The organism is Sphingopyxis sp. GW821-FHT12C06, assembly GCF_058807415.1.
The window spans coordinates 21,268-43,053 of record NZ_JBXAQR010000005.1; the positions used below are offsets into that span (position 1 = coordinate 21,268).

Annotated in this window: 35 protein-coding genes; 5 read left to right on the forward strand and 30 right to left on the reverse strand. The window is 62.2% G+C overall.

Going from position 1 to position 21,786, the window contains the following annotated elements; genetic code table 11:
* Positions 1-6: 6 nt before the first annotated feature.
* The gene (locus tag AC1RRJ_RS15290; RefSeq protein WP_493124187.1) at positions 7-489 is read right to left on the reverse strand and encodes an outer membrane protein assembly factor BamE; all 483 of its coding nucleotides are present in this window, start codon (positions 487-489) and stop codon (positions 7-9) included.
* Positions 490-660: 171 nt separating this feature from the next.
* On the opposite strand from AC1RRJ_RS15290, the gene AC1RRJ_RS15295 reads away from it, so the two are divergent.
* Together AC1RRJ_RS15295 and AC1RRJ_RS15300 are read left to right on the forward strand one after the other, a co-directional pair.
* The gene (locus AC1RRJ_RS15295) at positions 661-1,191 is read left to right on the forward strand and encodes a ubiquinol-cytochrome C chaperone family protein (RefSeq protein WP_493124189.1); all 531 of its coding nucleotides are present in this window, start codon (positions 661-663) and stop codon (positions 1,189-1,191) included.
* Complete coding sequence (locus AC1RRJ_RS15300) at positions 1,188-1,721, forward strand: YceD family protein (RefSeq protein WP_493124191.1); 534 nt, start codon at positions 1,188-1,190, stop codon at positions 1,719-1,721. The genes AC1RRJ_RS15295 and AC1RRJ_RS15300 overlap by 4 nt, the downstream gene beginning before the upstream one ends.
* Before the next feature lie 10 nt (positions 1,722-1,731).
* On the opposite strand, the gene AC1RRJ_RS15305 is transcribed toward AC1RRJ_RS15300, so the two are convergent.
* The 29 genes from AC1RRJ_RS15305 to rpsL form a co-directional block, all read right to left on the reverse strand.
* Positions 1,732-2,286, reverse strand: coding sequence for an SRPBCC family protein (locus AC1RRJ_RS15305; protein ID WP_493124193.1), 555 nt, complete (start codon positions 2,284-2,286; stop codon positions 1,732-1,734).
* Between the two features lie 49 nt (positions 2,287-2,335).
* Positions 2,336-2,995: an adenylate kinase gene (locus tag AC1RRJ_RS15310; RefSeq protein ID WP_493124942.1), complete on the reverse strand. Its 660-nt coding sequence runs from the start codon at positions 2,993-2,995 to the stop codon at positions 2,336-2,338.
* A gap of 51 nt (positions 2,996-3,046) precedes the next feature.
* The gene (secY, locus tag AC1RRJ_RS15315; protein WP_493124195.1) at positions 3,047-4,420 is read right to left on the reverse strand and encodes a preprotein translocase subunit SecY; all 1,374 of its coding nucleotides are present in this window, start codon (positions 4,418-4,420) and stop codon (positions 3,047-3,049) included.
* 141 nt (positions 4,421-4,561) lie between these two features.
* Positions 4,562-5,092: a 50S ribosomal protein L15 gene (gene rplO, locus AC1RRJ_RS15320; protein WP_493124197.1), complete on the reverse strand. Its 531-nt coding sequence runs from the start codon at positions 5,090-5,092 to the stop codon at positions 4,562-4,564.
* A 50-nt stretch (positions 5,093-5,142) separates the two neighbouring features.
* A complete protein-coding gene (locus AC1RRJ_RS15325; RefSeq protein WP_493124199.1) occupies positions 5,143-5,349 on the reverse strand; it encodes a DUF1737 domain-containing protein in 207 nt (68 codons plus the stop codon).
* A gap of 7 nt (positions 5,350-5,356) precedes the next feature.
* Positions 5,357-5,542, reverse strand: coding sequence for a 50S ribosomal protein L30 (gene rpmD, locus AC1RRJ_RS15330; RefSeq protein ID WP_438324301.1), 186 nt, complete (start codon positions 5,540-5,542; stop codon positions 5,357-5,359).
* Positions 5,543-5,546: 4 nt separating this feature from the next.
* Positions 5,547-6,254 carry a 30S ribosomal protein S5 gene (gene rpsE, locus AC1RRJ_RS15335; protein WP_493124201.1) on the reverse strand — a complete coding sequence of 236 codons (708 nt, stop codon included), beginning with the start codon at positions 6,252-6,254 and terminating at the stop codon, positions 5,547-5,549.
* A 2-nt stretch (positions 6,255-6,256) separates the two neighbouring features.
* Positions 6,257-6,610, reverse strand: coding sequence for a 50S ribosomal protein L18 (gene rplR, locus AC1RRJ_RS15340; protein ID WP_438324303.1), 354 nt, complete (start codon positions 6,608-6,610; stop codon positions 6,257-6,259).
* Positions 6,611-6,613: 3 nt separating this feature from the next.
* The gene (rplF, locus tag AC1RRJ_RS15345; protein ID WP_493124203.1) at positions 6,614-7,147 is read right to left on the reverse strand and encodes a 50S ribosomal protein L6; all 534 of its coding nucleotides are present in this window, start codon (positions 7,145-7,147) and stop codon (positions 6,614-6,616) included.
* Positions 7,147-7,551 (reverse strand): 30S ribosomal protein S8, encoded by a 405-nt coding sequence (rpsH, locus tag AC1RRJ_RS15350; protein WP_054589697.1) that lies wholly within the window; start codon positions 7,549-7,551, stop codon positions 7,147-7,149. Before rpsH ends, rplF begins: the two co-directional genes overlap by 1 nt.
* 12 nt (positions 7,552-7,563) lie before the next feature.
* The gene (gene rpsN / locus AC1RRJ_RS15355) at positions 7,564-7,869 is read right to left on the reverse strand and encodes a 30S ribosomal protein S14 (protein ID WP_088473648.1); all 306 of its coding nucleotides are present in this window, start codon (positions 7,867-7,869) and stop codon (positions 7,564-7,566) included.
* A 50-nt stretch (positions 7,870-7,919) separates the two neighbouring features.
* Complete coding sequence (rplE, locus tag AC1RRJ_RS15360; RefSeq protein ID WP_431561320.1) at positions 7,920-8,498, reverse strand: 50S ribosomal protein L5; 579 nt, start codon at positions 8,496-8,498, stop codon at positions 7,920-7,922.
* The gene (gene rplX / locus AC1RRJ_RS15365) at positions 8,491-8,811 is read right to left on the reverse strand and encodes a 50S ribosomal protein L24 (protein ID WP_493124206.1); all 321 of its coding nucleotides are present in this window, start codon (positions 8,809-8,811) and stop codon (positions 8,491-8,493) included. The genes rplE and rplX overlap by 8 nt, the downstream gene beginning before the upstream one ends.
* Positions 8,812-8,813: 2 nt before the next feature.
* Positions 8,814-9,182, reverse strand: coding sequence for a 50S ribosomal protein L14 (gene rplN / locus AC1RRJ_RS15370; RefSeq protein ID WP_033074348.1), 369 nt, complete (start codon positions 9,180-9,182; stop codon positions 8,814-8,816).
* A gap of 61 nt (positions 9,183-9,243) precedes the next feature.
* Entirely contained in the window at positions 9,244-9,513 is a 270-nt protein-coding gene (gene rpsQ, locus AC1RRJ_RS15375) for a 30S ribosomal protein S17 (RefSeq protein ID WP_088473645.1), read from the reverse strand.
* An 11-nt stretch (positions 9,514-9,524) separates the two neighbouring features.
* Positions 9,525-9,728: a 50S ribosomal protein L29 gene (gene rpmC, locus AC1RRJ_RS15380; RefSeq protein ID WP_438324307.1), complete on the reverse strand. Its 204-nt coding sequence runs from the start codon at positions 9,726-9,728 to the stop codon at positions 9,525-9,527.
* Positions 9,729-9,732: 4 nt separating this feature from the next.
* Entirely contained in the window at positions 9,733-10,164 is a 432-nt protein-coding gene (gene rplP, locus AC1RRJ_RS15385) for a 50S ribosomal protein L16 (protein ID WP_487792118.1), read from the reverse strand.
* A gap of 11 nt (positions 10,165-10,175) precedes the next feature.
* Positions 10,176-10,883 carry a 30S ribosomal protein S3 gene (gene rpsC, locus AC1RRJ_RS15390; RefSeq protein ID WP_088473643.1) on the reverse strand — a complete coding sequence of 236 codons (708 nt, stop codon included), beginning with the start codon at positions 10,881-10,883 and terminating at the stop codon, positions 10,176-10,178.
* Between the two features lies 1 nt (position 10,884).
* Complete coding sequence (gene rplV, locus AC1RRJ_RS15395; protein WP_056341841.1) at positions 10,885-11,265, reverse strand: 50S ribosomal protein L22; 381 nt, start codon at positions 11,263-11,265, stop codon at positions 10,885-10,887.
* On the reverse strand, positions 11,265-11,540 hold the full coding sequence (rpsS, locus tag AC1RRJ_RS15400) for a 30S ribosomal protein S19 (RefSeq protein ID WP_037556370.1): 276 nt from the start codon (positions 11,538-11,540) through the stop codon (positions 11,265-11,267). The genes rplV and rpsS overlap by 1 nt, the downstream gene beginning before the upstream one ends.
* Before the next feature lie 3 nt (positions 11,541-11,543).
* Positions 11,544-12,395, reverse strand: coding sequence for a 50S ribosomal protein L2 (gene rplB, locus AC1RRJ_RS15405; protein ID WP_493124212.1), 852 nt, complete (start codon positions 12,393-12,395; stop codon positions 11,544-11,546).
* Positions 12,396-12,416: 21 nt separating this feature from the next.
* The gene (locus AC1RRJ_RS15410; protein ID WP_088473640.1) at positions 12,417-12,725 is read right to left on the reverse strand and encodes a 50S ribosomal protein L23; all 309 of its coding nucleotides are present in this window, start codon (positions 12,723-12,725) and stop codon (positions 12,417-12,419) included.
* A complete protein-coding gene (gene rplD / locus AC1RRJ_RS15415; protein WP_493124214.1) occupies positions 12,718-13,344 on the reverse strand; it encodes a 50S ribosomal protein L4 in 627 nt (208 codons plus the stop codon). Before rplD ends, AC1RRJ_RS15410 begins: the two co-directional genes overlap by 8 nt.
* 2 nt (positions 13,345-13,346) lie before the next feature.
* Positions 13,347-14,126 (reverse strand): 50S ribosomal protein L3, encoded by a 780-nt coding sequence (rplC, locus tag AC1RRJ_RS15420; protein WP_493124216.1) that lies wholly within the window; start codon positions 14,124-14,126, stop codon positions 13,347-13,349.
* 302 nt (positions 14,127-14,428) lie between these two features.
* Entirely contained in the window at positions 14,429-14,740 is a 312-nt protein-coding gene (gene rpsJ / locus AC1RRJ_RS15425; RefSeq protein WP_003042199.1) for a 30S ribosomal protein S10, read from the reverse strand.
* A gap of 147 nt (positions 14,741-14,887) precedes the next feature.
* Positions 14,888-16,078: an elongation factor Tu gene (tuf, locus tag AC1RRJ_RS15430; protein WP_493124219.1), complete on the reverse strand. Its 1,191-nt coding sequence runs from the start codon at positions 16,076-16,078 to the stop codon at positions 14,888-14,890.
* 117 nt (positions 16,079-16,195) lie between these two features.
* A complete protein-coding gene (fusA, locus tag AC1RRJ_RS15435) occupies positions 16,196-18,289 on the reverse strand; it encodes an elongation factor G (protein ID WP_493124221.1) in 2,094 nt (697 codons plus the stop codon).
* A 93-nt stretch (positions 18,290-18,382) separates the two neighbouring features.
* On the reverse strand, positions 18,383-18,853 hold the full coding sequence (gene rpsG / locus AC1RRJ_RS15440; protein ID WP_056341861.1) for a 30S ribosomal protein S7: 471 nt from the start codon (positions 18,851-18,853) through the stop codon (positions 18,383-18,385).
* 73 nt (positions 18,854-18,926) lie between these two features.
* On the reverse strand, positions 18,927-19,298 hold the full coding sequence (rpsL, locus tag AC1RRJ_RS15445) for a 30S ribosomal protein S12 (protein WP_037515637.1): 372 nt from the start codon (positions 19,296-19,298) through the stop codon (positions 18,927-18,929).
* A gap of 304 nt (positions 19,299-19,602) precedes the next feature.
* Between rpsL and AC1RRJ_RS15450 the strand changes: the two genes are divergently transcribed.
* Genes AC1RRJ_RS15450 through dapD form a run of 3 tightly spaced genes read left to right on the forward strand, consistent with a single transcriptional unit; the run spans position 19,603 to position 21,671 of the window.
* Positions 19,603-20,106, forward strand: coding sequence for a DNA-deoxyinosine glycosylase (locus tag AC1RRJ_RS15450; protein WP_493124223.1), 504 nt, complete (start codon positions 19,603-19,605; stop codon positions 20,104-20,106).
* Between the two features lie 48 nt (positions 20,107-20,154).
* Entirely contained in the window at positions 20,155-20,832 is a 678-nt protein-coding gene (locus AC1RRJ_RS15455) for a pyrimidine 5'-nucleotidase (RefSeq protein ID WP_493124225.1), read from the forward strand.
* A complete protein-coding gene (gene dapD / locus AC1RRJ_RS15460) occupies positions 20,829-21,671 on the forward strand; it encodes a 2,3,4,5-tetrahydropyridine-2,6-dicarboxylate N-succinyltransferase (RefSeq protein ID WP_493124227.1) in 843 nt (280 codons plus the stop codon). Before AC1RRJ_RS15455 ends, dapD begins: the two co-directional genes overlap by 4 nt.
* Positions 21,672-21,786: the final 115 nt, after the last annotated feature.

The window sequence follows — 21,786 nt, forward strand, 5'->3', positions numbered from 1 at the left end:
GTGGCCTTACTGGCTGGGAGCGCCTGCACCCGGCGCACCAACCGCGCCGATGTTGCCGAAAATATCCTCGAAGAAGCTGCGATTGCGACCCAGCGTCGGGGTCTTGTCACCGGATGGGCTCAGCTTGCTGACCAGTTCGATTCCCGTGCGGTCGACCGCGACGACATTGCCGGCGGGATCGAAACGCACGCGCAGCACCTGCTGCGAGATCGGGCGCGGCTTGGCAAAGGCCAGTTGGCGCGTTTCGCGCGACACGTAATAATATTCATTGTTGCTGAACTGGCCGACGAACGTGGGGCGACCGAGCGTCTTTTCCACCGATTCGCGGTTGTCGACACCGACCGATACCGAATCAGTCAGCACCGGATCGACAATATAGCCTTGTCGGCCCTTGAGCTGCGAACAACCACCGACGGCCAGCGCGACGACAAGGCCGAGGGCGACCAGGCGCGCACGCGGGGCGGAAAGCGAAAGGATCGAAGTGGGCATAATTATCTCCATGGCGCCTGTCCGCCGCGTCTCCCGGCGGTCGGCGCTGGCTCTCGCGCCTCTTAACCGCAAGCGCCGGGCGCGCACAAGCCGCTTGTGCCGCGGCAAAGCTTGCCACAAGCTGACCGGCGGCCCTTTTCCGCCGGCCCGAATGCGACTAAGCGAGACTCCATGTTCTCACTCAGCAAATTGTTCAGATCCGGTCCCGACCCGCGCGAAGCGCGCCGTCCGCTCTGGAATGCCGTCGTCGCCACCGCTCGCGCGCCGCACTGGTATGTCGAAGGCACCGTTCCCGACACGCTCGATGGCCGTTTCGACATGGTCAGCCTGGTCCTCGCGCTCGTCCTGCATCGCATCGACGATGCCCCGGCGCAGGCACTCGCAGGCGTTGAGCTCACCGAATTGTTCGTAAACGACATGGACGGGCAGATGCGCCAGATCGGGTTCGGCGACATGGTCGTCGGCAAACAGATCGGGCGAATGGTCGGCGCACTCGGCGGTCGACTCGGCGTCTATCGCGCTGCCAACGGCTCCGACGAGCTCAGCGCTGCGCTGGTCCGCAACCTGTGGCGCGGCAACGCACCTCCGGAATCGGGGCTTGCACATGTCATAGCCGAGGTCGCCGCGCTGCGCGCCGCGCTCGCCGCCATGCCGGTCGATACGCTGATCCTCGCCGACCACCTCCCCGGATCCCAGACATGAGCGACACGCCCGAGTTTTCACATATCGTGACGCTGGGCGACGCTGCCCACGGCCGTCCAGTCTTTCTGGAGGCCGATGCCGAAGCCCGTGCGCGCATTGCTCAGCGGCTGAAACTTATCGAACTTGGCGAATTTGCAGTGACCGCCGAGGTTCGCGCGATCGCCGGAGGAATCGCCGCCACGGGCGAAGTGCGGACAAAGCTCGTCCAGCGCTGCGCCGCGACCGGCTTGCCGGTTCCCGCAACGTTGACCGAAAGTTTTGACCTGCGCTTCCTGCGCGATATCGATGCGCCCGCGGACGATATGGAAGAGATTGAGATCAGCAGTGAGGATTGCGAAACCATGCTGCTTGAAGGCGACCGCATCGATCTGGGCGAAACCGCGGTGCAGACGCTTTCACTCGGCCTCGACCCATTTCCGCGCCATCCCGACGCCGGACGGATCCTCGCCGAAAAGGGCGTGCTGAGCGAAGAGGCGGCGGGCCCGTTCGCCGCGCTGGCAAAACTGCGCGGCGACAAGCCCGCCTCCTGAACGCCTTGGCCTAGCGGTCGCTATGCCTGGCGGCTTGGCCGCCCAATGTCTTGACGAGACCGGCAAGCTGTTCGCCCATCACGTTGTCGACCGCGGGCGCGATGTCGCTGACCTTGAATCGCATATAGCCGCCGACAACATAGTCGAAGCGGATCAACGAGCCCGTCGGGGTTTCCTTGATCTGGATAGTCAGTGTGCCGGTCAGCGCCTCGCCCTGCAACGGCCCGAAGGCGCCCGACAGGCGCAGCATGTGATTCGGCTCGGCAAAGAGGATGCGCGCGTGTTGAACGCTACCGCTATCCGGCAGTTTTTCACAAAAACAACCGCCCGCTTGCGAATCGAGCCAAAAATTCGCGGCGTCGCCGGACCAGCTATGCTCTTTGGACCACCATTTGTCAGGACTGCGGAGCATCCTCCACACTTCGGCGGGGGGCCCTGCGACCTCAGCGGCATGCGAAACGGTGAAACCAATTTCGCTCTGGTCGATGACTTTCCCCGACGCTGGCGCCGAAGACAGGGCAGCGCCGCCGAGCAACGCTGCCATCACATGATTTCGGATCTTCATCGCCCCACTCCCCCTTTGCCGCAAACATAGTCAGCGGCAAGAGCAGTGGCTAGCCTGCCGTGGCAGGTGCGAGAATAGCTTCGATTGCGTCGTTGACCTGATCGATCGGTGCCATGCCGTCGACATGGGCCACGATACCGCGTGCTTCGTAGATCGGCAGGATCGGAGCCGTCTTGGCGCGATATTCGGCCATGCGCGTACGCACGGTTTCCGCATTGTCGTCAGGACGGCGCTTGAATTCGTCGCTGCCGCAAACGTCGCAAACATTGTCCACCTTGGGGAGCTTGTAACGGTCGTGATAGCCGGCCCCACATTTCGCGCACGAGAACCGCCCGGTGATGCGGTCGACGAGCGCATCTTCCTCGACCTGCAGTTCGATCACATGGTCAAGCTTGCGTCCGCGCGCGCTCAAAATTTCGTCGAGCGAGTCGGCCTGTGCCGCCGTGCGCGGATAGCCGTCGAAAATTACCGAGACATCGCCGCCGAGTTCATCGAGGCGTTCACCGATCAGGCCGGAGACGATCTCGTCCGAGACCAGTTCGCCGGCGTCCATCACGGCCTTGGCCTGAAGGCCGATCGGCGTGCCCGCCTTGACCGCGGCGCGGAGCATGTCGCCGGTCGAGAGCTGGACCATGCCATGCTCGTCTTCCAGGCGCACCGCCTGCGTTCCCTTGCCCGCCCCCGGCGGACCCAGCAAAATGATATTCAGCGTCATGGAAGCCCCTGTATCCTGCCCTGCGCGTAGTCCGTAGCGGGCGCCTTAGCGCCGCGCAACGCCGCCCTTCAATTTGGCCTTCTTGATCAAATCGCCATATTGATGCGCAAGCATGTGGCTTTGAATCTGGCTGATCGTGTCGATGGTGACATTGACGATAATCAAAAGACTGGTGCCGCCGAGCTGGAACGGCAGGCCCGACTGCGCGATGAAATATTCCGGCACCAGGCAGATGGCCGCCAGATAAGCCGCACCGAGCACCGTGATGCGGGTCAGCACGAAATCGAGATAGGCGGCGGTGTTCTTGCCCGGGCGGATGCCAGGAATGAAGCCGTTCTGCTTCTTGAGATTCTCGGCGGTTTCTTCGGGGTTGAAGACGACCGCTACGTAGAAGAAGCAGAAGAAGATGATCCCCGCGGCATAGAGCGCCATATAGAGCGGCTGGCCGTGTGCGAGATACTGGTTGAGCGTGATCAGGAAATCGCCGGTCGCCGTATCGCCCTGAACATTTTGCCCCATCATCTGGGTGATCGTCAGCGGCATCAGCAACAGCGACGAAGCGAAGATCGGAGGGATGACGCCCGCGGTATTGACCTTCAGTGGCAAATGGCTGCGATCGGCCTGCATCACGCCGCGCTGGGTCGCACGCTTCGGATACTGCACGAGCACGCGGCGCTGCGCACGCTCCATGAAGCTGATGAAGGCTATCACGAGAATTGCGCCGCCAATAACAGCAAACACCGTTCCACCGCCCATCGATCCTTCACGGACCTGGGTGAACATTTGCGAGAAGCTGCGCGGCAGCTGCGCGAGAATGCCTGCCATGATGATCAGCGAAACACCGTTGCCGATCCCGCGGCTGGTGATCTGTTCACCGAGCCACATCAGGAACAAGGTACCGCCGACGATGCTGATCACCGCGCCGATGCGGAACATCATGCCGGGGTCGACGACCGCCGCAATCGACTGGCTCTGCCCCAGTGTTTCGAGGCCCACGGCGATAAAATAGCCCTGGATTGCGGTCAGCGCGACCGTACCGTAGCGCGTATACTGGTTGATCTTCTTGCGCCCGCTTTCGCCCTCTTTCTTGAGTGAGGCGAGGCTGGGCGACAGCGCGGTTGCCAGCTGAACGACGATCGACGCCGTGATATAGGGCATGACGCCGAGCGCGATGATGCTCATCCGCTCCAGGCTGCCGCCCGAGAAAGTGTTGAAAATGTCGAGGACACCGCCCGAAGCCGCTTGGCTGTAAAGCTGCGAGAGCGCCACCGGATCGACGCCCGGTAGCGGCACAAAAGACAGGAAGCGGAAGACGATCAGCGCACCGATCGTGAACCAGATGCGGTTCTTGAGCTCGGTCGCCTTGCCGAACTTCGAGAAATTCAGATTGGATGCAAGCTGGTCGGCGCGAGAGGCCATGATGATCTTTCCTCAGTGGCGGACCGCGCCCCCCGCGACCCGGCGCCTATGTGCGTTCGCCCGGCACGAAGCGCAAGGGGAAAGGCCCTAATAGAATGCGTGGGGGCGGATCGGCGTGTTGCCGACCCGCCCCCAGGTGCATCAAACCTTCTTGGCGGCTGCAGCAGCCTTGCGCTGGGCTTTCTTGCCGTCGGTCGCTTCGACCTTGGGTTCGGGAAGCTCAACCTTGCCGCCAGCCTTTTCGACCGCTTCGATGGCGCCTTTCGACGCACCGGCAACGGCGAAATTCAGCTTTGCGGTGAATTCACCCTTGGCGAGAAGACGAACGCCGTCCTTGCCGCCACGGGCGAGGCCAGCAGCCTTCAGCGCGGCGTGATCGATCACAGCCTTCGCATCGAGCTTCTTCGCATCGACCAGCTTCTGGATCATGCCCAGATTGACGATCGCGAAATCCTTGCCGAAAATATTGTTGAAGCCGCGCTTCGGGATACGCATGTGGAGCGGCATCTGGCCACCCTCGAACCCGTTGATGGCGACGCCGCTGCGTGCCTTCTGGCCCTTCTGGCCGCGGCCGGCGGTCTTGCCCTTGCCCGAGCCGATGCCGCGTCCGACGCGCATCCGACCCTTGCGGGCGCCATTGTTGTCACGGAGTTCGTTAAGTTTGATAGTCATTGCACTCGCTTTCGCTTTTGTCGCGCTCTGGACTGGCCGCCTTTTGCGGGTCAGTCCGGTTCGATTTCACTCGACGGCTGAAAGCCGGGGTACACCCCGGCCTTTTCCATCACAATGGCCTGCGCCACATAGGCCCGGCCATCGACGTTCGTCATAGCCGGGCTGCCGTGAAGCTGCCACCCCCTGTTGAGCAGCCCTTCGACCCGCGCGCAAAAGGCGCTGTCGTCGGGACCGGTCAGCAGGCGATAGAGCTTCACGGGCGGCTTAGCCTTCGATCACTTCCACCATGTGCGGCAGCTTGCGAATCATGCCACGCACTTCAGGGGTGTCGATCAGTTCGACTTCGCGGCGCATCTTGCCCAGGCCGAGGCCGGTCAGAATTGCACGCTGGCTCTTGGGACGACGGATCGGCGAACCGATCTGGCGGATCTTGATTTTCTTGTCAGCCATTGTCTTACTCCGTCACCGCCGCGGCTTCGGCCTCGGCAGCGCGATCGGATGCACCGCCACGCTTGATCAGGTCCGAAACCTTCTTGCCGCGACGCTGTGCCACCGACTTCGGGCTCGTCTGTTCACCAAGCGCCTCGAAGGTCGCACGGATCATGTTATAGGGATTCGACGTACCGTTCGATTTGGTCACCACGTCGGCAACGCCAAGGCTTTCGAACACGGCGCGCATCGGGCCACCGGCGATGATGCCCGTACCGGCAGGAGCCGAACGAACCGTCACCTTGCCGGCGCCGAAATGGCCGAGGCCATCATGGTGCAGCGTGCGGCCATCGCGCAGCGGAACGCGAATCATCGCCTTCTTCGCCGCAGCGGTTGCTTTCGAAATGGCTTCCGGCACTTCGCGTGCCTTGCCATGACCGAAACCGGCGCGGCCCTTGCCGTCACCAACGACGACGAGTGCTGCGAAACCGAAGCGCTTGCCGCCCTTCACCGTTTTCGAAACGCGGTTGATGTGAACCAGCTTTTCGATCAGCTCTTCGCCGCCATCTTCGTCGCGCGGACGACGATCGTCGCGGCGGCCACGGCCACCGTCACGTCCGCCACGGCCGCCATCGCGTCCGCCGGCACCGCCGCCACGGCCGCGGCGCGGAGCTGCGGTTTCGGTGGGGGTGGCTTCGGGAGCGCCTTCGACGTTCTGTACTTCGTCTGCCATGATTAGAACTCCAATCCGCCTTCGCGTGCCGCGTCGGCCAGCGCTTTAATGCGCCCGTGGAACAGGAAACCGCCGCGGTCGAACACGACCTGCGTCACGCCCGCCTTCTTGGCGGCAGCGGCGAGGCGCGTGCCGACATCAGCAGCGGCAGCCGTGGTCGCGCCGGTCTTGCCGCGAACATCCTTGTCGAGCGTCGAGGCTGCAGCCAGCGTCTGGCCGGCAGCGTCATCGATAAGCTGCGCATAGATGTGACGGCCCGAACGGTGCACCGAGAGGCGCGCGCGCCCACCGGCCCGCTTGCGGAGGGCAGTACGAACGCGCTGACGGCGTTTTTCGAATTGGGTAAGATGTGCCATGGCTTACTTCTTCTTGCCTTCTTTGCGGAAGATGTACTCGCCGCGATATTTGATGCCCTTGCCCTTATAGGGCTCCGGCTTACGCCAGCGACGGATTTCTGCCGCGACCTGACCGACCTGCTGCTTGTTGATGCCGGTGATCTCGATCGTCGTATTGTCCGGCGTCTTGATCTCGATGCCTTCCGGCACCGCGAAATCGACATCATGGCTGTAGCCAAGCTGCAGCTTCAGATTCTTGCCCTGGGCGTTGGCGCGATAGCCGACACCGGTGATTTCGAGAACCTTGGTAAAGCCCTCGGTCACACCCGTGACCAGATTCTGCACCAGCGTCCGCTGCATGCCCCAAAAGGCGCGTGCTTCACGGCTGTCGTTGGCAGGACGCACCGAAATCGAACCCTCGGCGACTTCATAATTAATGAGGTCGCTGAGCGGCATCGCGAGCGTGCCCTTCGGCCCCTTGACCGACAGCTCGCCGCCGTCGATCGCGGCGGTAACGCCGCCCGGGATTTCCACGAATTTCTTACCAATGCGTGACATCAGAACACCTCCGCCAGCACTTCGCCGCCGACATTATGCTCGCGAGCTTCGGCATCCGAAAGGACGCCGCGCGGGGTCGACACGATGGTGATGCCCAGGCCGTTGCGCACGATCGGCAGTTCTTTCGAACCCGAATAGACGCGGCGGCCCGGCTTCGAAACGCGCGCCACATGGCGGATTGCCGGCTGCCCTTCGAAATATTTCAGCTCGATGCGGATGCCCTTGTGCTGGCCCTTGGCACCCAGCGCTTCTTCGCTGTAGCCGCGGATATAGCCTTCGCGCTGGAGAACATCGAGAACGCGGACGCGCAAGGTGGAAGCCGGCGTCAGGACGCTGTCCTTCTTCGCCTGCTGGCCGTTGCGGATGCGGGTGAGCATATCACCCAAAGGATCGGTCATTGCCATCTTGTCAGTCCCTTACCAGCTCGACTTCACAACACCGGGGATCAGGCCTTTGTTGGCCAGATCGCGGAGCTGGATACGGCAAAGCCGGAATTTGCGATAATAAGCGCGCGGGCGGCCCGTCAGCTCGCACCGGTTACGGATACGGGTCGGGTTACCATTGCGCGGGATTTCCGCCATTTTGAGGCGGGCAATCAGACGTTCGCCTTCGTCGAGCGAGGTGTCTGCTGCAATCGCCTTCAGCTTCGCATAACGGCCGGCGTATTTCTTCACCAGCTGCTTGCGACGCTCGTTCTTGTTCATCGAACTCAGTTTCGCCATGACTTAAGTTCTCTTTCCTTCTTGAAAGAGCCAGCCTGATCCCGAAGGGATCAAGCGGCTTCCTTTTCCTGCGCTTCGATCGGGAAGGGGAAGCCGAACAGCTTGAGCAGTTCGCGGGCTTCATCATCCGTACGGGCGGTGGTGGTGACGATCACGTCCATGCCGCGCACCTGGTCGATGCGGTCATAGTTGATCTCGGGGAAGATGATCTGCTCTTTCAGGCCCATGGCATAGTTGCCACGACCGTCGAAGCTCGTCGCCGACACGCCGCGGAAATCGCGGATACGCGGCATTGCGATGGTGATCAGGCGATCGAGGAATTCGTACATCCGCTCGCGGCGCAGGGTCACCTTGCAACCGATCGGCATGCCTTCGCGCAGCTTGAACTGGGCGATCGACTTCTTTGCCTTGGTCACGACAGGCTTCTGGCCGGCGATCAGCTCCATTTCTGCAGCTGCCGATTCGACCTTCTTCTTGTCCTGCGTGGCTTCACCGACACCCATGTTGAGCACGATCTTTTCGATCTTCGGGACTTCCATCGCATTTTTGTAACCGAATTTCTCGGTCATCGCCTTAACGATCACTTCGTCATAGCGGGTCCGCATGCGCGGGGTGTAATTATCAGCCACTGATCGTCTCCCCGGACTTCACGGCGACGCGCACCTTCTTGCCGTCCTTGGTTTCAAAGCGCACGCGCGTCGGCTTGCCGCTCTTCGGATCGGCAACCGCGACCTTGCTCGCGTGCATCGGCGCTTCCTTGCGCTCCAGGCCACCCTGCGGGTTGGTCTGGGTCGGCTTGCGGTGCCGCGTGATGATGTTGACGCCCGCGACCACAACCTTGCCGTCTTTCGGCAGGCTCTGCGTCACTTCGCCGGTCTTGCCCTTGTCCTTGCCGGACAGGATGACAACCGTGTCGCCCTTTTTGATCTTCGTCATACCCATGGTCAGAGTACCTCCGGCGCCAGGCTGATGATCTTCATATAGCCCTTGCCGCGGAGTTCACGGACGACGGGGCCGAAGATACGGGTACCGATCGGCTCTTCATTCTTGTTGACGAGCACGGCGGCATTGCTGTCGAAACGGATGACCGAGCCATCGGCGCGGCGCACGTCCTTGGCGGTGCGAACGATAACAGCGCGATGCACGTCACCCTTCTTCACCTTGCCACGCGGCTGTGCTTCCTTGATCGACACGACGATCACGTCGCCGACGCCGGCGACGCGGCGCTTCGACCCGCCGAGCACCTTGATGCACTGGACGCGCTTTGCACCGCTGTTGTCAGCGACTTCCAATTGTGACTGCATCTGAATCATCGATGCATTTCCTTCTGTTTTGGCCTACCGGGATGCCCCGGCGGTTCCGTGAAACCTAGCTTCAGGCGTCAGCAGCCGTTTTGGGCTTGCTGTGGGTGTCGACCTTGTCGAGCACTTTCCACGTCTTCAGCTTCGAAATCGGCCGCGTCTCTTCGATGCGGACGGTTTCGCCAGCCTTGATGCTGTTGTCCTCATCATGGGCGTGGTATTTTTTCGAACGGCGGATGATCTTGCCGTACAGAGGGTGCTTCACCTTCCGCTCGACTTTCACCACGACGGTCTTGTCGCCCTTGTCGGACACCACCGTACCGGTCAATATGCGCTTCGGCATCGATAGTCTCCTTACTTCGCAGCCGAGCGGGTGCGCTCGGTCTGCTGCGTCTTGATGCGGGCGATCGAACGCCGCACTTCCTTGACGCGCGATGCTTTTTCAAGCTGGCCGGTGGCCGCCTGGAAGCGGAGGTTGAACGCCTCGCGCTTCAGTTCGCCAAGCTGTTCCGCGAGCTGGTCGTCGGTCTTGGCCTTATAATCTTCGGTCTTGGCCATTGCCTTAACCCTCCAGATGCGAGGTGTCGCCGAGGCGGGCAACGACCTTGGTCTTGATCGGCAGCTTCATCGCTGCGCGTTCGAATGCCAGCGCGGCCACGGGACCGGGAACGCCGTCGAGTTCGAACAGGATGCGACCCGGCTTGACGCGCGCGGCCCAGAATTCCGGCGAACCCTTGCCCTTACCCATGCGGACTTCGGCAGGCTTCGACGACACGGGAAGGTCGGGGAAGATGCGGATCCACAAACGGCCCTGACGCTTGATCGCACGGCTGATAGCACGACGCGCCGCTTCGATCTGGCGCGCGGTGATCCGCTCGGGTTCCATCGCCTTCAGCCCGTAGGAGCCGAAGTTGAGGCTGGTCCCCCCCTTGGCATTGCCATGGATGCGGCCTTTGAAGGCCTTGCGGAACTTGGTTTTTTTCGGTTGCAGCATGTCAGCAGTCCTTAGCGGCGATCATCGCGCGCCGGGCGCACGCCCGACGTTTGCGCGTCGAGCATCAACCGGTCGGTCGCCATCGGGTCATGACCCAGGATTTCGCCCTTGAAGATCCAAACCTTGATCCCGCACACGCCATAGGCGGTGTGGGCGGTCGATTCGGCATAGTCGACATTGGCGCGCAGCGTGTGAAGCGGCACCCGACCTTCGCGGTACCATTCGGTACGTGCGATTTCCGCGCCGCCGAGACGGCCAGCGCAGTTGATGCGGATGCCTTCGGCGCCCAGACGCATCGCCGACTGAACGGCACGCTTCATGGCACGACGGAATGCGACACGGCGTTCGAGCTGGTCGGCAATGCCCTGACCGACGAGCTTGGCGTCGACTTCAGGCTTGCGGATTTCGACGATGTTCAGCGACACGTCGCTGCCCGTCAATTCACCCAGCTTCTTGCGCAGCTTTTCGATGTCCGCGCCCTTCTTGCCGATGATGACACCCGGGCGGGCGGCATAGATCGACACGCGGCAAAGCTTGGCGGGACGCTCGATCACGACCTTCGAGATCGCGGCCTGCGGCAGGTTTTTGAACACATACTGGCGGATCTTCAGATCCTCGACCAGCATGCGGCCATAGTCCTGGCCTTCGGCGAACCAGCGGCTGTCCCAGGTGCGGTTGACCTGCAGGCGCAGGCCGATCGGATTGCTCTTCTGGCCCATCTTACGCCTCTTCTTCCTGTTCGCGGACGACGATGCGAATGCGGCTGAACGGCTTGACGATCCGGGTCGACTTGCCGCGGCCACGAGCGTGCCAGCGCTTCATCGAGATCGACTTGCCGACGCTGGCTTCCTGGATGACCAGGGCATCAACATCGAGGTTGTGGTTGTTTTCCGCGTTGGCGACGGCGCTGGCGAGAACCTTGCGCACGTCGACCGCCATCGCTTTCTTCGAGAAAGCGAGGACGTTCATCGCGTCTTCGACCTTGCGGCCGCGGATCAGCGCGGCAACAAGATTCAGCTTCTGAGCCGAACCGCGAATCTGCGTGCCGACCGAGAGCGCCTCGTTATCCGCAACGCGGCGGGGGGATTTTGCCTTACCCATTAGCGTTTGCCCTTCTTGTCGGCAGCGTGACCGGGGAAGAAGCGCGTCGGCGCAAATTCACCCAACTTCATGCCGACCATATCTTCGTTGACCGACACCGGCACGAACTTGCGGCCGTTGTAGACGTTGAAGGTCAGCCCCACGAACTGCGGCAGGATGGTGGACCGACGCGACCAGGTTTTAATCGGGGCAGAGCTGCCGCCGTCCTGTGCCGTTTCGGCTTTCTTGAGCAGATGGAGGTCCACGAACGGACCTTTCCAGACCGAGCGAGCCATGGCTTACCTCTTCTTCTTCGCGTGACGCGACCGGATGATCATCTTGTCGGTCGACTTGTTATGGCGCGTACGCGCACCCTTCGTCGGCTTGCCCCAAGGGGTAACCGGGTGACGGCCGCCCGAGGTACGGCCTTCGCCGCCGCCATGCGGGTGATCGACCGGGTTCTTCGCAACACCGCGGGTCAGCGGACGCTTGCCCGCCCAGCGGTTGCGACCGGCCTTCGCCAGGGTCTGGTTGGTGTTGTCGGGGTTTGAAACCGCACCCACCGTGCCCATGCAATCGCCGCGAATATAACGCTGCTCGCCCGAACCGAGACGCACGATGACGAGACCGCGGTCACGACCGACGACCTGTGCATAAGTGCCAGCCGAACGGGCGATCTGGCCACCCTTGCCCGGCTTCATCTCGATGTTGTGGACGATCGTGCCGACCGGCATCTGCGACAATTCCATCGCATTGCCCGGCTTTACGTCGGTCTTCTTGCCCGCGATGATCTTGTCGCCAACGGCCAGACGCTGCGGCGCCAGAATGTAAGCGACGCGGTCCTTGCCGGCTTCGTCTTTGCCATAGTTGATCAGCGCGATGAAAGCGGTGCGGTTGGGGTCATATTCCAGACGCTCGACCGTGCCTTCAACGTCCCACAGGCGGCGCTTGAAATCGACGATGCGATAACGCTGCTTGTGACCGCCGCCGATGCCACGCGAAGTGACATGGCCCTTGTTGTTGCGGCCGCCGGTCTTGCTCTTGCCTTCGGTCAGCGCCTTGACGGGCTTGCCCTTCCAAAGCGAGGACCGATCGATGAGGATCAGGCCGCGCTGTCCGGGGCTGGTCGGATTATAGGATTTAAGTGCCATTTTCTCTGCCTCTTCCTACAATCAGACGCCGGTCGTGACGTCGATCGACTGGCCTTCGGCCAGACGAACAACCGCCTTCTTCACGTCGCTGCGGGTGTAGGGCTTGCCCTTCCAGCGCTTGGTCTTGCCCTTGGTGATGAGCGTATTCACGCCGATCACCTTGACATCGAACAGCGCCTCGACGGCTGCCTTGATGGCGGGCTTGGTCGCGTCGTTTGCGACCTTGAACACCACTGCGTTGTTTTCGCTGAGCATCGTCGATTTTTCGGTGATCACCGGAGCGAGGATCACGTCATAGTGACGCGCGTCGACTGTTTTTGCCTTAGCCATTGAAGCGTGCCTCCAGCTTTTCGAGGCCGGCGCGGGTCAGGACCAGCGTATCGGCGCGCAAAATGTCATAAACGTTGGCACCCATCGCCGGCATCGAATCGATACCGATGAGGTTGGCCGACGCCATGGCGAAGCTTTCGTGCACTGCATCACCGTCGATGAACAATGCGCGATTGCCGAGTTCGAGCTTGCCGAGCTGGCCGGCGAGCGCCTTGGTCTTGGCATCCTTGAGCTCGAGCGTATCGAGAACGAGGATCTTACCGCCCTTGGCCTTGTCGCTCAGTGCCATTTTCAGGCCGAGCGTACGGATCTTCTTGTTCAGCGAGTGGCCGAAGGTGCGGGCCCGGGGACCATGCGCCTTGCCGCCGCCGATGAAGATCGGAGCTGCACGATCGCCGTGACGAGCCGTACCGCCGCCCTTCTGGCGACCGAACTTCTTGCCAGTGCGCGACACGTCGCTGCGTTCGCGGGCGGCGCGAGCCGGACCACGGCGCTTTTCGAGCTGCCAGCTGACGACACGATGGAGGATGTCGGCACGCGGATCGACGCCAAACACTTCTTCATTGAGATCGATGTCTGCGCCGGCCTTGCCGTCGATGGTGTGAACCTTGACCTTCATGATCAGGACTCCTGTGCGCCGTCGGTGGTCGCGGTATCGACGACGACGGTTTCTTCCGTCGGGGTCTCTACCGGTGCATCCGCCGGGACTTCTTGATTGGCATTCGCCGCGATCTTGACGCCCGCCGGATAGGGGGCCTCGGGATGACGCGGCAGCTTGACCGCATCGCGGACCATCAGCCAGCCGCCCTTCGAGCCAGGGACCGAACCCTTGACGAAGATGAGGCCGCGCTCGACATCCGTGCGAACGACTTCGAGATTCTGCTGGGTGCGATTGCGGGCGCCCATGTGGCCGGCCATCTTCTTGTTCTTGAAGACGCGACCCGGATCCTGGCGGTTACCGGTCGAACCATGCGCACGGTGGCTGATCGAGACGCCGTGGCTGGCGCGCATACCGCCGAAACCCCAACGCTTCATCGCACCGGCAAAGCCCTTGCCCTGGGTCACGCCCTGAATGTCGACGATCTGGCCGGCGACGAAATGGTCAGCCGACAGTTCGGCACCGACGTCGAGCGTCGCGTCGTCAGCGACGCGGAATTCGACGATCTTTGCCTTGGGCTCCACTTCGGCCTTGCCGAAAGCACCGCGCTGCGGCTTGGCGACGTTCTTCGCCTTCGCCGAGCCTGCGCCGAGCTGAACGGCCACATAGCCGTCACGTTCTTGTTCGCGCACAGAGATAACCTGGCAGCCTTCGAGGCTCAGGACGGTGACGGGCACGTGGCGGCCGTCGTCCTGAAACAGGCGGGTCATCCCCATTTTCTTCGCGATCACGCCAGTCCGCATGATCTAACTCCTCAACAGAGGCCGGGCGGACCATTCCGCACGGCGTGTGGGCCCCCATCAAGGTGAACCCCGATGGAAACCCGTCCCAGCCCGTAATTTCGATGCTTCGCCCCGTCCGGGCTGAGGTGCCGCCTTCCCGAAGGAGAAGCGGCGAGACGGGGGACGCAGCCCGAACCGTTTTCTTCGCAAGGAAGAGGTCCGGCGGTATCCACCCTATCGTCGGTCCGGATCGCGCCGGACAATGCAGTCACCGAAGTGTTCTGCCGATAGAGACCCCGGATCAGATCCGGGGTTGCGTTGGCTCAGGCCAACTTGATTTCGACGTTCACGCCGGCAGCAAGGTCGAGCTTCATCAGCGCATCGACGGTCTGCGGGGTGGGCTGAACGATGTCGAGCAGCCGCTTGTGGGTACGTACCTCGAACTGCTCGCGCGACTTTTTGTCGACATGCGGACCGCGGTTCACGGTGAATTTTTCAATGCGCGTCGGCAGCGGGATAGGGCCGCGAATGAGTGCCCCCGTGCGACGTGCCGTATCGGCGATGTCGGTGGTGGCCTGATCGAGCACGCGGTGATCAAAGGCCTTGAGGCGAATGCGAATATTCTGCGTTTCCATGACTATTCCAGTCGAATCCCGTCTAGCGATGCGAAAGAGCCGAAATGGCCTGCTCCGATCCCCGCATGGAGACCGAATCGGCCATCAAAATTCTTTAAGCTACGAGCCGCCCGAATCAGTCCGAATCGGGCGGCTCGAGGCCCTATATTACTTTGTGACCGTCGCCACAACCCCTGCGCCGACCGTGCGGCCACCTTCGCGAATTGCGAAGCGCAGACCCGGGTCCATAGCGATCGGAGCAATCAACTTGACCGCCAGCTGGACGTTGTCGCCCGGCATGACCATCTCGGTGCCCTCGGGGAGAATGACCTCGCCGGTGACGTCCGTGGTGCGGAAGTAGAACTGCGGACGATAGTTGGCGAAGAACGGCGTATGACGGCCGCCTTCGTCCTTCGACAGGACGTACACTTCCGAGGTGAACTCGGTATGCGGCTTGATCGAGCCGGGCTTGCAGAGAACCTGGCCACGTTCCACGTCTTCACGTGCAACGCCGCGGATCAGCGCGCCGACGTTATCGCCAGCCTGGCCCTGGTCGAGCAGCTTGCGGAACATTTCAACGCCGGTCACGACGGTCTTCTTGGTGTCCTTGATGCCGACGATTTCGACTTCTTCACCAACCTTGACGACGCCGGTTTCGATACGGCCGGTCACAACGGTACCGCGACCCGAGATCGAGAACACGTCTTCGATCGGCATCAGGAAGGGCTTGTCCAGGGGACGGTCGGGCTGCGGGATCCAGTCGTCGACGGCCTGCATCAGCTTCAGAATCGCTTCCTTGCCGATGTTGTCGTCGCGGCTTTCAAGAGCAGCGAGCGCCGAACCGGCGACGATCGGAATATTGTCGCCGTCAAAGCCGCGCTTCGAAAGTTCTTCGCGGATTTCCATTTCGACGAGCTCGAGCAGCTCGGGATCGTCCAGCTGGTCAACCTTGTTGAGGAAGACGACCATGGTGGGAACGCCAACCTGCTTCGCGAGCAGGATGTGCTCCTTGGTCTGCGGCATCGGACCATCAGCGGCCGACACGACGAGAATCGCGCCGTCCATCTGGGCAGCACCGGTGATCATGTTCTTCACATAGTCGGCGTGGCCCGGGCAATCGACGTGCGCATAGTGGCGACCGGCAGTTTCATATTCGACGTGCGCGGTCGAAATGGTGATGCCGCGCTCGCGCTCTTCGGGAGCCTTGTCGATGTTCGCGAAGTCGACGGCGGTGCCGCCGGTGGTTTCGGCGAGAACCTTGGTGATCGCTGCAGTCAGCGAGGTCTTGCCATGGTCGACGTGACCGATGGTACCGATGTTGCAGTGCGGCTTCGTCCGCTCAAATTTAGCCTTGGCCATGATGTAACAACCTTCTTGTTCAATGTTTGCGTTGATCAGTCCTGGACGCGCCTGCTGAATCAGGCGCCGCCCTTAGAGGGTCTTGCCGCGCGGTGCAAGCCCGCGCGGTTTTGACCATCAGGCCATCTTGGCCTTAACTTCTTCGGCGACGCTGCTCGGCACTTCTTCGTAATGCGAGAATTGCATCGAATAGCTGGCGCGCCCCTGGCTGAAGCTGCGCAGCTGATTGACGTAGCCGAACATGTTCGCGAGCGGAACAATCGCCTCGACGACCTGGGCAATGCCCCGGCTGTCGGTGCCCTGGATCTGGCCACGGCGGCTGTTGAGATCGCCGATCACGTCACCCATGAATTCTTCCGGGGTAACGACCTCGACCTTCATCACCGGCTCGAGCAGCTTGATGCCTGCCTTTGCCGCGACTTCCCGCATTGCTGCACGGCCCGCGATTTCGAACGCCAGCGCCGACGAGTCGACGTCGTGATACGCGCCGTCCGTGAGCTTGATTTCGAAGTCGATGATCGGGAAGCCGATCATGTGACCGTTTTCAGCCGATTCGCGCATGCCCTTTTCGACCGACGGGATATATTCGCGCGGAATGTTGCCGCCCTTGATCTCGTCGATGAAGGTGATGCCCGAACCGCGTTCGCCGGGAGCGACGCTGACCTTGACTCGGCCGAACTGGCCCGAGCCACCCGACTGCTTCTTGTGAGTGTAGTCGACGTCCACCGGCTTCGCGAGCGATTCGCGGTACGCCACCTGCGGCGCGCCGACGTTTGCTTCGACCTTGAACTCGCGCTTCATGCGATCGACGAGGATGTCGAGGTGAAGCTCGCCCATGCCCTTGATGATCGTCTGACCCGATTCATGGTCGGTCGACACGCGGAACGAGGGATCCTCGGCAGCCAGACGGTTGAGCGCGATGCCCATACGTTCCTGGTCGGCCTTGGTCTTCGGTTCCACCGACAGCTCGATAACCGGCTCGGGGAATTCCATCCGCTCGAGGATAATCGGCGCGTTGGTGGCGCAGAGCGTATCCCCGGTGGTGGTTTCCTTGAGGCCGGCGAGGGCAACGATGTCGCCCGCAAAGGCTTCGTCGATGTCTTCGCGGCTGTTCGCATGCATGAGCAGCATACGGCCGACCTTTTCCTTCTTGTCCTTCACCGAATTCAGGTACGTGCCCTTGTTCAGGGTACCCGAATAGATGCGGGCGAAGGTAAGCGAGCCGACGAACGGATCGTTCATGATCTTGAACGCGAGCAGCGACAGCGGCGCCTCGTCCGAGGTCTCGCGCGTGTCGGGCTGATCGTTGTTCGGGTTGATGCCCTGAACAGCCTCGATGTCGAGCGGCGAGGGCAGATAGTCGACAACCGCGTCGAGCAGCGTCTGCACACCCTTGTTCTTGAACGACGAGCCGCACAGCACCGGCACGAATGCCTGCGCCAGCGTACCCTTGCGGATCAGCGCCTTCAGCTGGGGAACGGCAGGCAGCGTACCTTCGAGATAGGCTTCCATCGCGTCATCGTCTTGCTCGACGGCAAGTTCGACCAGCTTTTCGCGATATTCGGCAGCCTTGTCGACGAGGTCGGCCGGAATCTCTTCATAAGAGAATTCGGCGCCCAGGCTTTCATCCTTCCAGATAATCGCACGTTCGTTGACGAGGTCGACGAGACCGACGAAGTCGCCTTCCGCACCGATGGGCAGATACAGCACCGCCGGAACCGCACCGAGGCGATCGATGATCGTCTGGACGCAATAATAGAAATTGGCGCCGGTGCGATCGAGCTTGTTGATGTAGCACATGCGCGGAACTTTATACTTGTCCGCCTGGCGCCACACGGTTTCCGACTGCGGCTCGACGCCAGCAACGCCGTCGAACGCGGTGATCGCGCCGTCGAGGACGCGAAGCGAGCGCTCGACTTCGATCGTGAAGTCGACGTGTCCCGGGGTGTCGATGATGTTCAGGCGATGTTCGGGGCCCTGACCTTCGTCGGCTTTCCACAAGCAGGTGGTAGCCGCCGACGTGATCGTGATGCCGCGTTCCTGCTCCTGCTCCATCCAGTCCATGGTCGCGGCGCCGTCATGGACTTCGCCGATCTTGTAGGACTTGCCGGTGTAGTAAAGGATACGCTCGGTCGTCGTGGTCTTGCCGGCGTCGATGTGCGCCATGATACCGAAATTGCGATAGCGTTCGAGCGGATGGCTGCGTGCCATGGTCTTTTCCTTGGACTTGGGGGGCGGTCAGCTTGACCACCCCCGATATAGGAAGATTTGTTGCGATTGCGAGACGCCGGGGCGTCCGCGCAATTACCAGCGGTAGTGGCTGAAAGCGCGGTTGGCTTCGGCCATACGGTGCGTGTCTTCGCGCTTCTTCACCGCGTTGCCGCGGTTGTTCGAGGCGTCGAGAAGCTCACCCGACAGGCGCGCGGCCATCGTCGTTTCGCTGCGGTTGCGCGCAGCGGTGATCAGCCAGCGGATGGCGAGGGCTTGGGCACGGTCCGGACGGACTTCGACCGGAACCTGATAGGTCGCACCACCGACGCGGCGGCTGCGCACTTCGATGTTCGGGCGGATGTTCGCCAGTGCTTCGTGGAACACGCCAATGGGTTCCTTCTTGGCACGGGCTTCGACCGATTCAAGCGCGCCATAAACGATGCCTTCGGCAGTCGACTTTTTCCCGTCCAGCATGACGCTGTTCATGAATTTCGACAGCACAACATCACCGAAACGGGGATCGGGCAGGATTTCGCGGCGTTCAGGACGACGACGACGAGCCATAGGTAATTCCTTTTACAACAGCATCCCGGCGCCAAGGCAGCCTGGGATGATCAAATAGCCGAGAAAGCAGTCCTTACTTCGGACGCTTCGCGCCGTACTTCGAACGGCTCTGCTTGCGGTCCTTCACGCCCTGCGTATCGAGCACGCCGCGCAGGACGTGGTAACGCACACCGGGAAGATCGCGGACACGACCGCCGCGAATCAGCACAACGCTGTGTTCCTGGAGGTTGTGGCCTTCGCCGGGAATGTAGGTGATGACTTCGCGCTGGTTGGTCAGGCGGACCTTCGCAACCTTACGGAGCGCCGAGTTCGGCTTTTTCGGGGTCGTCGTGTAGACACGGGTGCAAACGCCGCGCTTTTGCGGGTTTGCGTCCATCGCCGGGACCTTGGACTTCACCTTCTGGGGAGTCCGACCCTTGCGGACCAGCTGGTTGATCGTGGGCATGAATGCTTCACCTTTAAATGTCCGCCCAATGGAGCGAACGGTTACTGTACCGCGGTGGATGAAGCATCGATCGGTCCCCCAAAAATTGGCGGAAAACGGGCGACCTTGTAACAGCAAAAGACCCCGGCAGATCGAAGTTGATCTTCCGGAGGCTCCATCCGCGCCAGCAATGTTCAGCGCTGTTGTAACCGAATGCGGCAGCAAACCGCCGCTTTCGACCGTGCGCGCCCCTAGCGGTGATTCCTCCGCCGGTCAAGGGGGAAGCAAGATTGTTGCGCCGCTCCGGCCGCGCTATCGGTCCCCTATGCCCACCGTTCGCCACGCCAGCTTTACCCCGCATGTCGCGCCCGACACGCGGCTGCTGATTCTGGGCAGCCTGCCCGGCGCGCGCTCGCTCGCCGACCGGCAATATTATGCGCATCCGACGAACCAGTTCTGGCGGCTGACGGGGACGGTGGTCGGTCGGCCGCTGGCAGGCCTCGATTACGCCGACCGGCTGGTCGCGCTGCGCGACGCGCATGTCGGCCTGTGGGATGTCATCCGCACCGCCGCACGGCGCACGAGCAGCGACGGTGATATCCGCGAGGCCGAGGCGCATGATCTGGGTGCGTTGATAGCGACGCTTCCCGACCTTCGGATGATTGCTTTCAACGGCGGCAAGGCCGCGGCGATCGGACGCCGGCAACTGCCGCCGCTGAACGGCATCGCGATCGTCGATCTGCCGTCGAGCAGCGCCGCGCATACAATCGGCTTCGACGCGAAGCTGGCCCGGTGGCGCGCGCTCGGCGCGGCGCTGGAGATCGACTGACCCGCGCGCCTTGCCGCCGCGCCCGACAGGCTTTATGCGCCGCCCGTCATGACGCCGCCGCTCGACCATATCGATTGCTGGATCTTCGATCTCGACAACACGCTCTATCCGCCGTCCGCGCGGATGTTCGACCTGATCGACGAGCGGATGGGCGGCTTCATCATGCGCCTGCTGGGTTGCGACGCGGTCGAGGCCCGGCGGGTGCAGAAGCAATATTTCCACGACCATGGCACGACCATGGCGGGGCTGATGCGCCACCACGACGTCGATCCCGAAACCTTTCTGATCGATGTTCATGATGTCGCGATGGACCGGCTGGTGCCCGACATGCGGTTACGCGCAGGGCTCGAGCGCCTGCCCGGACGGCGGCTGATCTTTACCAACGCCGATGCCGATTATTCGGCGCGGGTGCTCGCAGCGCGCGGGATCGCCGACCTGTTCGACGGCATCTGCGACATTCGCGCGACGCGGTACACGCCCAAGCCCGACCCGGCCGCCTATGCCGCGATGGTCGCGCACCAGAATGTCGATCCGGCGAAAAGCCTGTTCGTCGAGGATATGGCGCGCAACCTGACCCCCGCAAAAGCGATGGGAATGACCACCGTCTGGCTGGACAATGGCAGCGAAAGCGGCCATCGCGACCACCTGCCGGACCATGTCGATTTCCATGTGAACGACATATCGGACTGGCTCGATACATTACCGCAACCATTGGGGATTTTATGACCACCGACCTGCAATCGACGATCGAGGCCGCCTGGGACGCACGCGACACGCTGGGCCTGACCACACAGGGTCCGGTACGCGAAGCCGTGCAGACCGCGCTCGCCGGACTCGACGACGGCAGCTTTCGTGTTGCCGAGCGTGACGCCGGTGGCACGTGGCAGGTCAACCAGTGGCTAAAGAAGGCGGTGCTGCTGTCCTTCCGCCTCAACGATATGGAACTCATCGAAGGCGGTCCCGGCGGGTCGCACTGGTGGGACAAGGTCCCGTCGAAATTCGCCGGTTGGGGCGAGAACCGCTTTCGCGACGCGGGCTTCCGCGCCGTCCCCGGTTCGATCGTCCGCCACGGCGCGCATATCAGCAAGGGCGCGGTGCTGATGCCGAGCTTCGTCAACATCGGCGCCTATGTCGGTGAAGGATCGATGGTCGACGCCTGGGCCACCGTCGGCAGCTGCGCGCAGATCGGCGCCAACGTCCATCTGTCGGGCGGCGCCGGGATCGGCGGCGTGCTCGAACCGTTGCAGGCCGGCCCTGTGATCATCGAGGACGGCGCCTTCATCGGCGCGCGCGCCGAAGTTGCTGAAGGCGTGATCGTGCGCGAGGGCGCGGTGCTGTCGATGGGAGTTTACCTTGGCGCATCGACCAAGATCGTCGACCGCGCGACGGGCGAAATCTTCATCGGCGAAGTCCCCGCTTACTCGGTCGTCGTTCCCGGCGCGATGCCGGGCAAGCCGCTGCCCGACGGCAGCCCGGGGCCGTCGCTGTACTGCGCCGTGATCGTCAAGCGCGTCGATGCGAAGACGCGCGCGAAGACCGGGATCAACGAGCTGCTGCGCGACTGAATCCGCCGCGCACACCAACTCGTCGATGTCCACCGCCCGTTGGTGGATAAGTTTTTGACGCCTCGGCGCCTGCGCGGCTCTGGTTCCTCACTGTATTATTTGAACGACACACTGG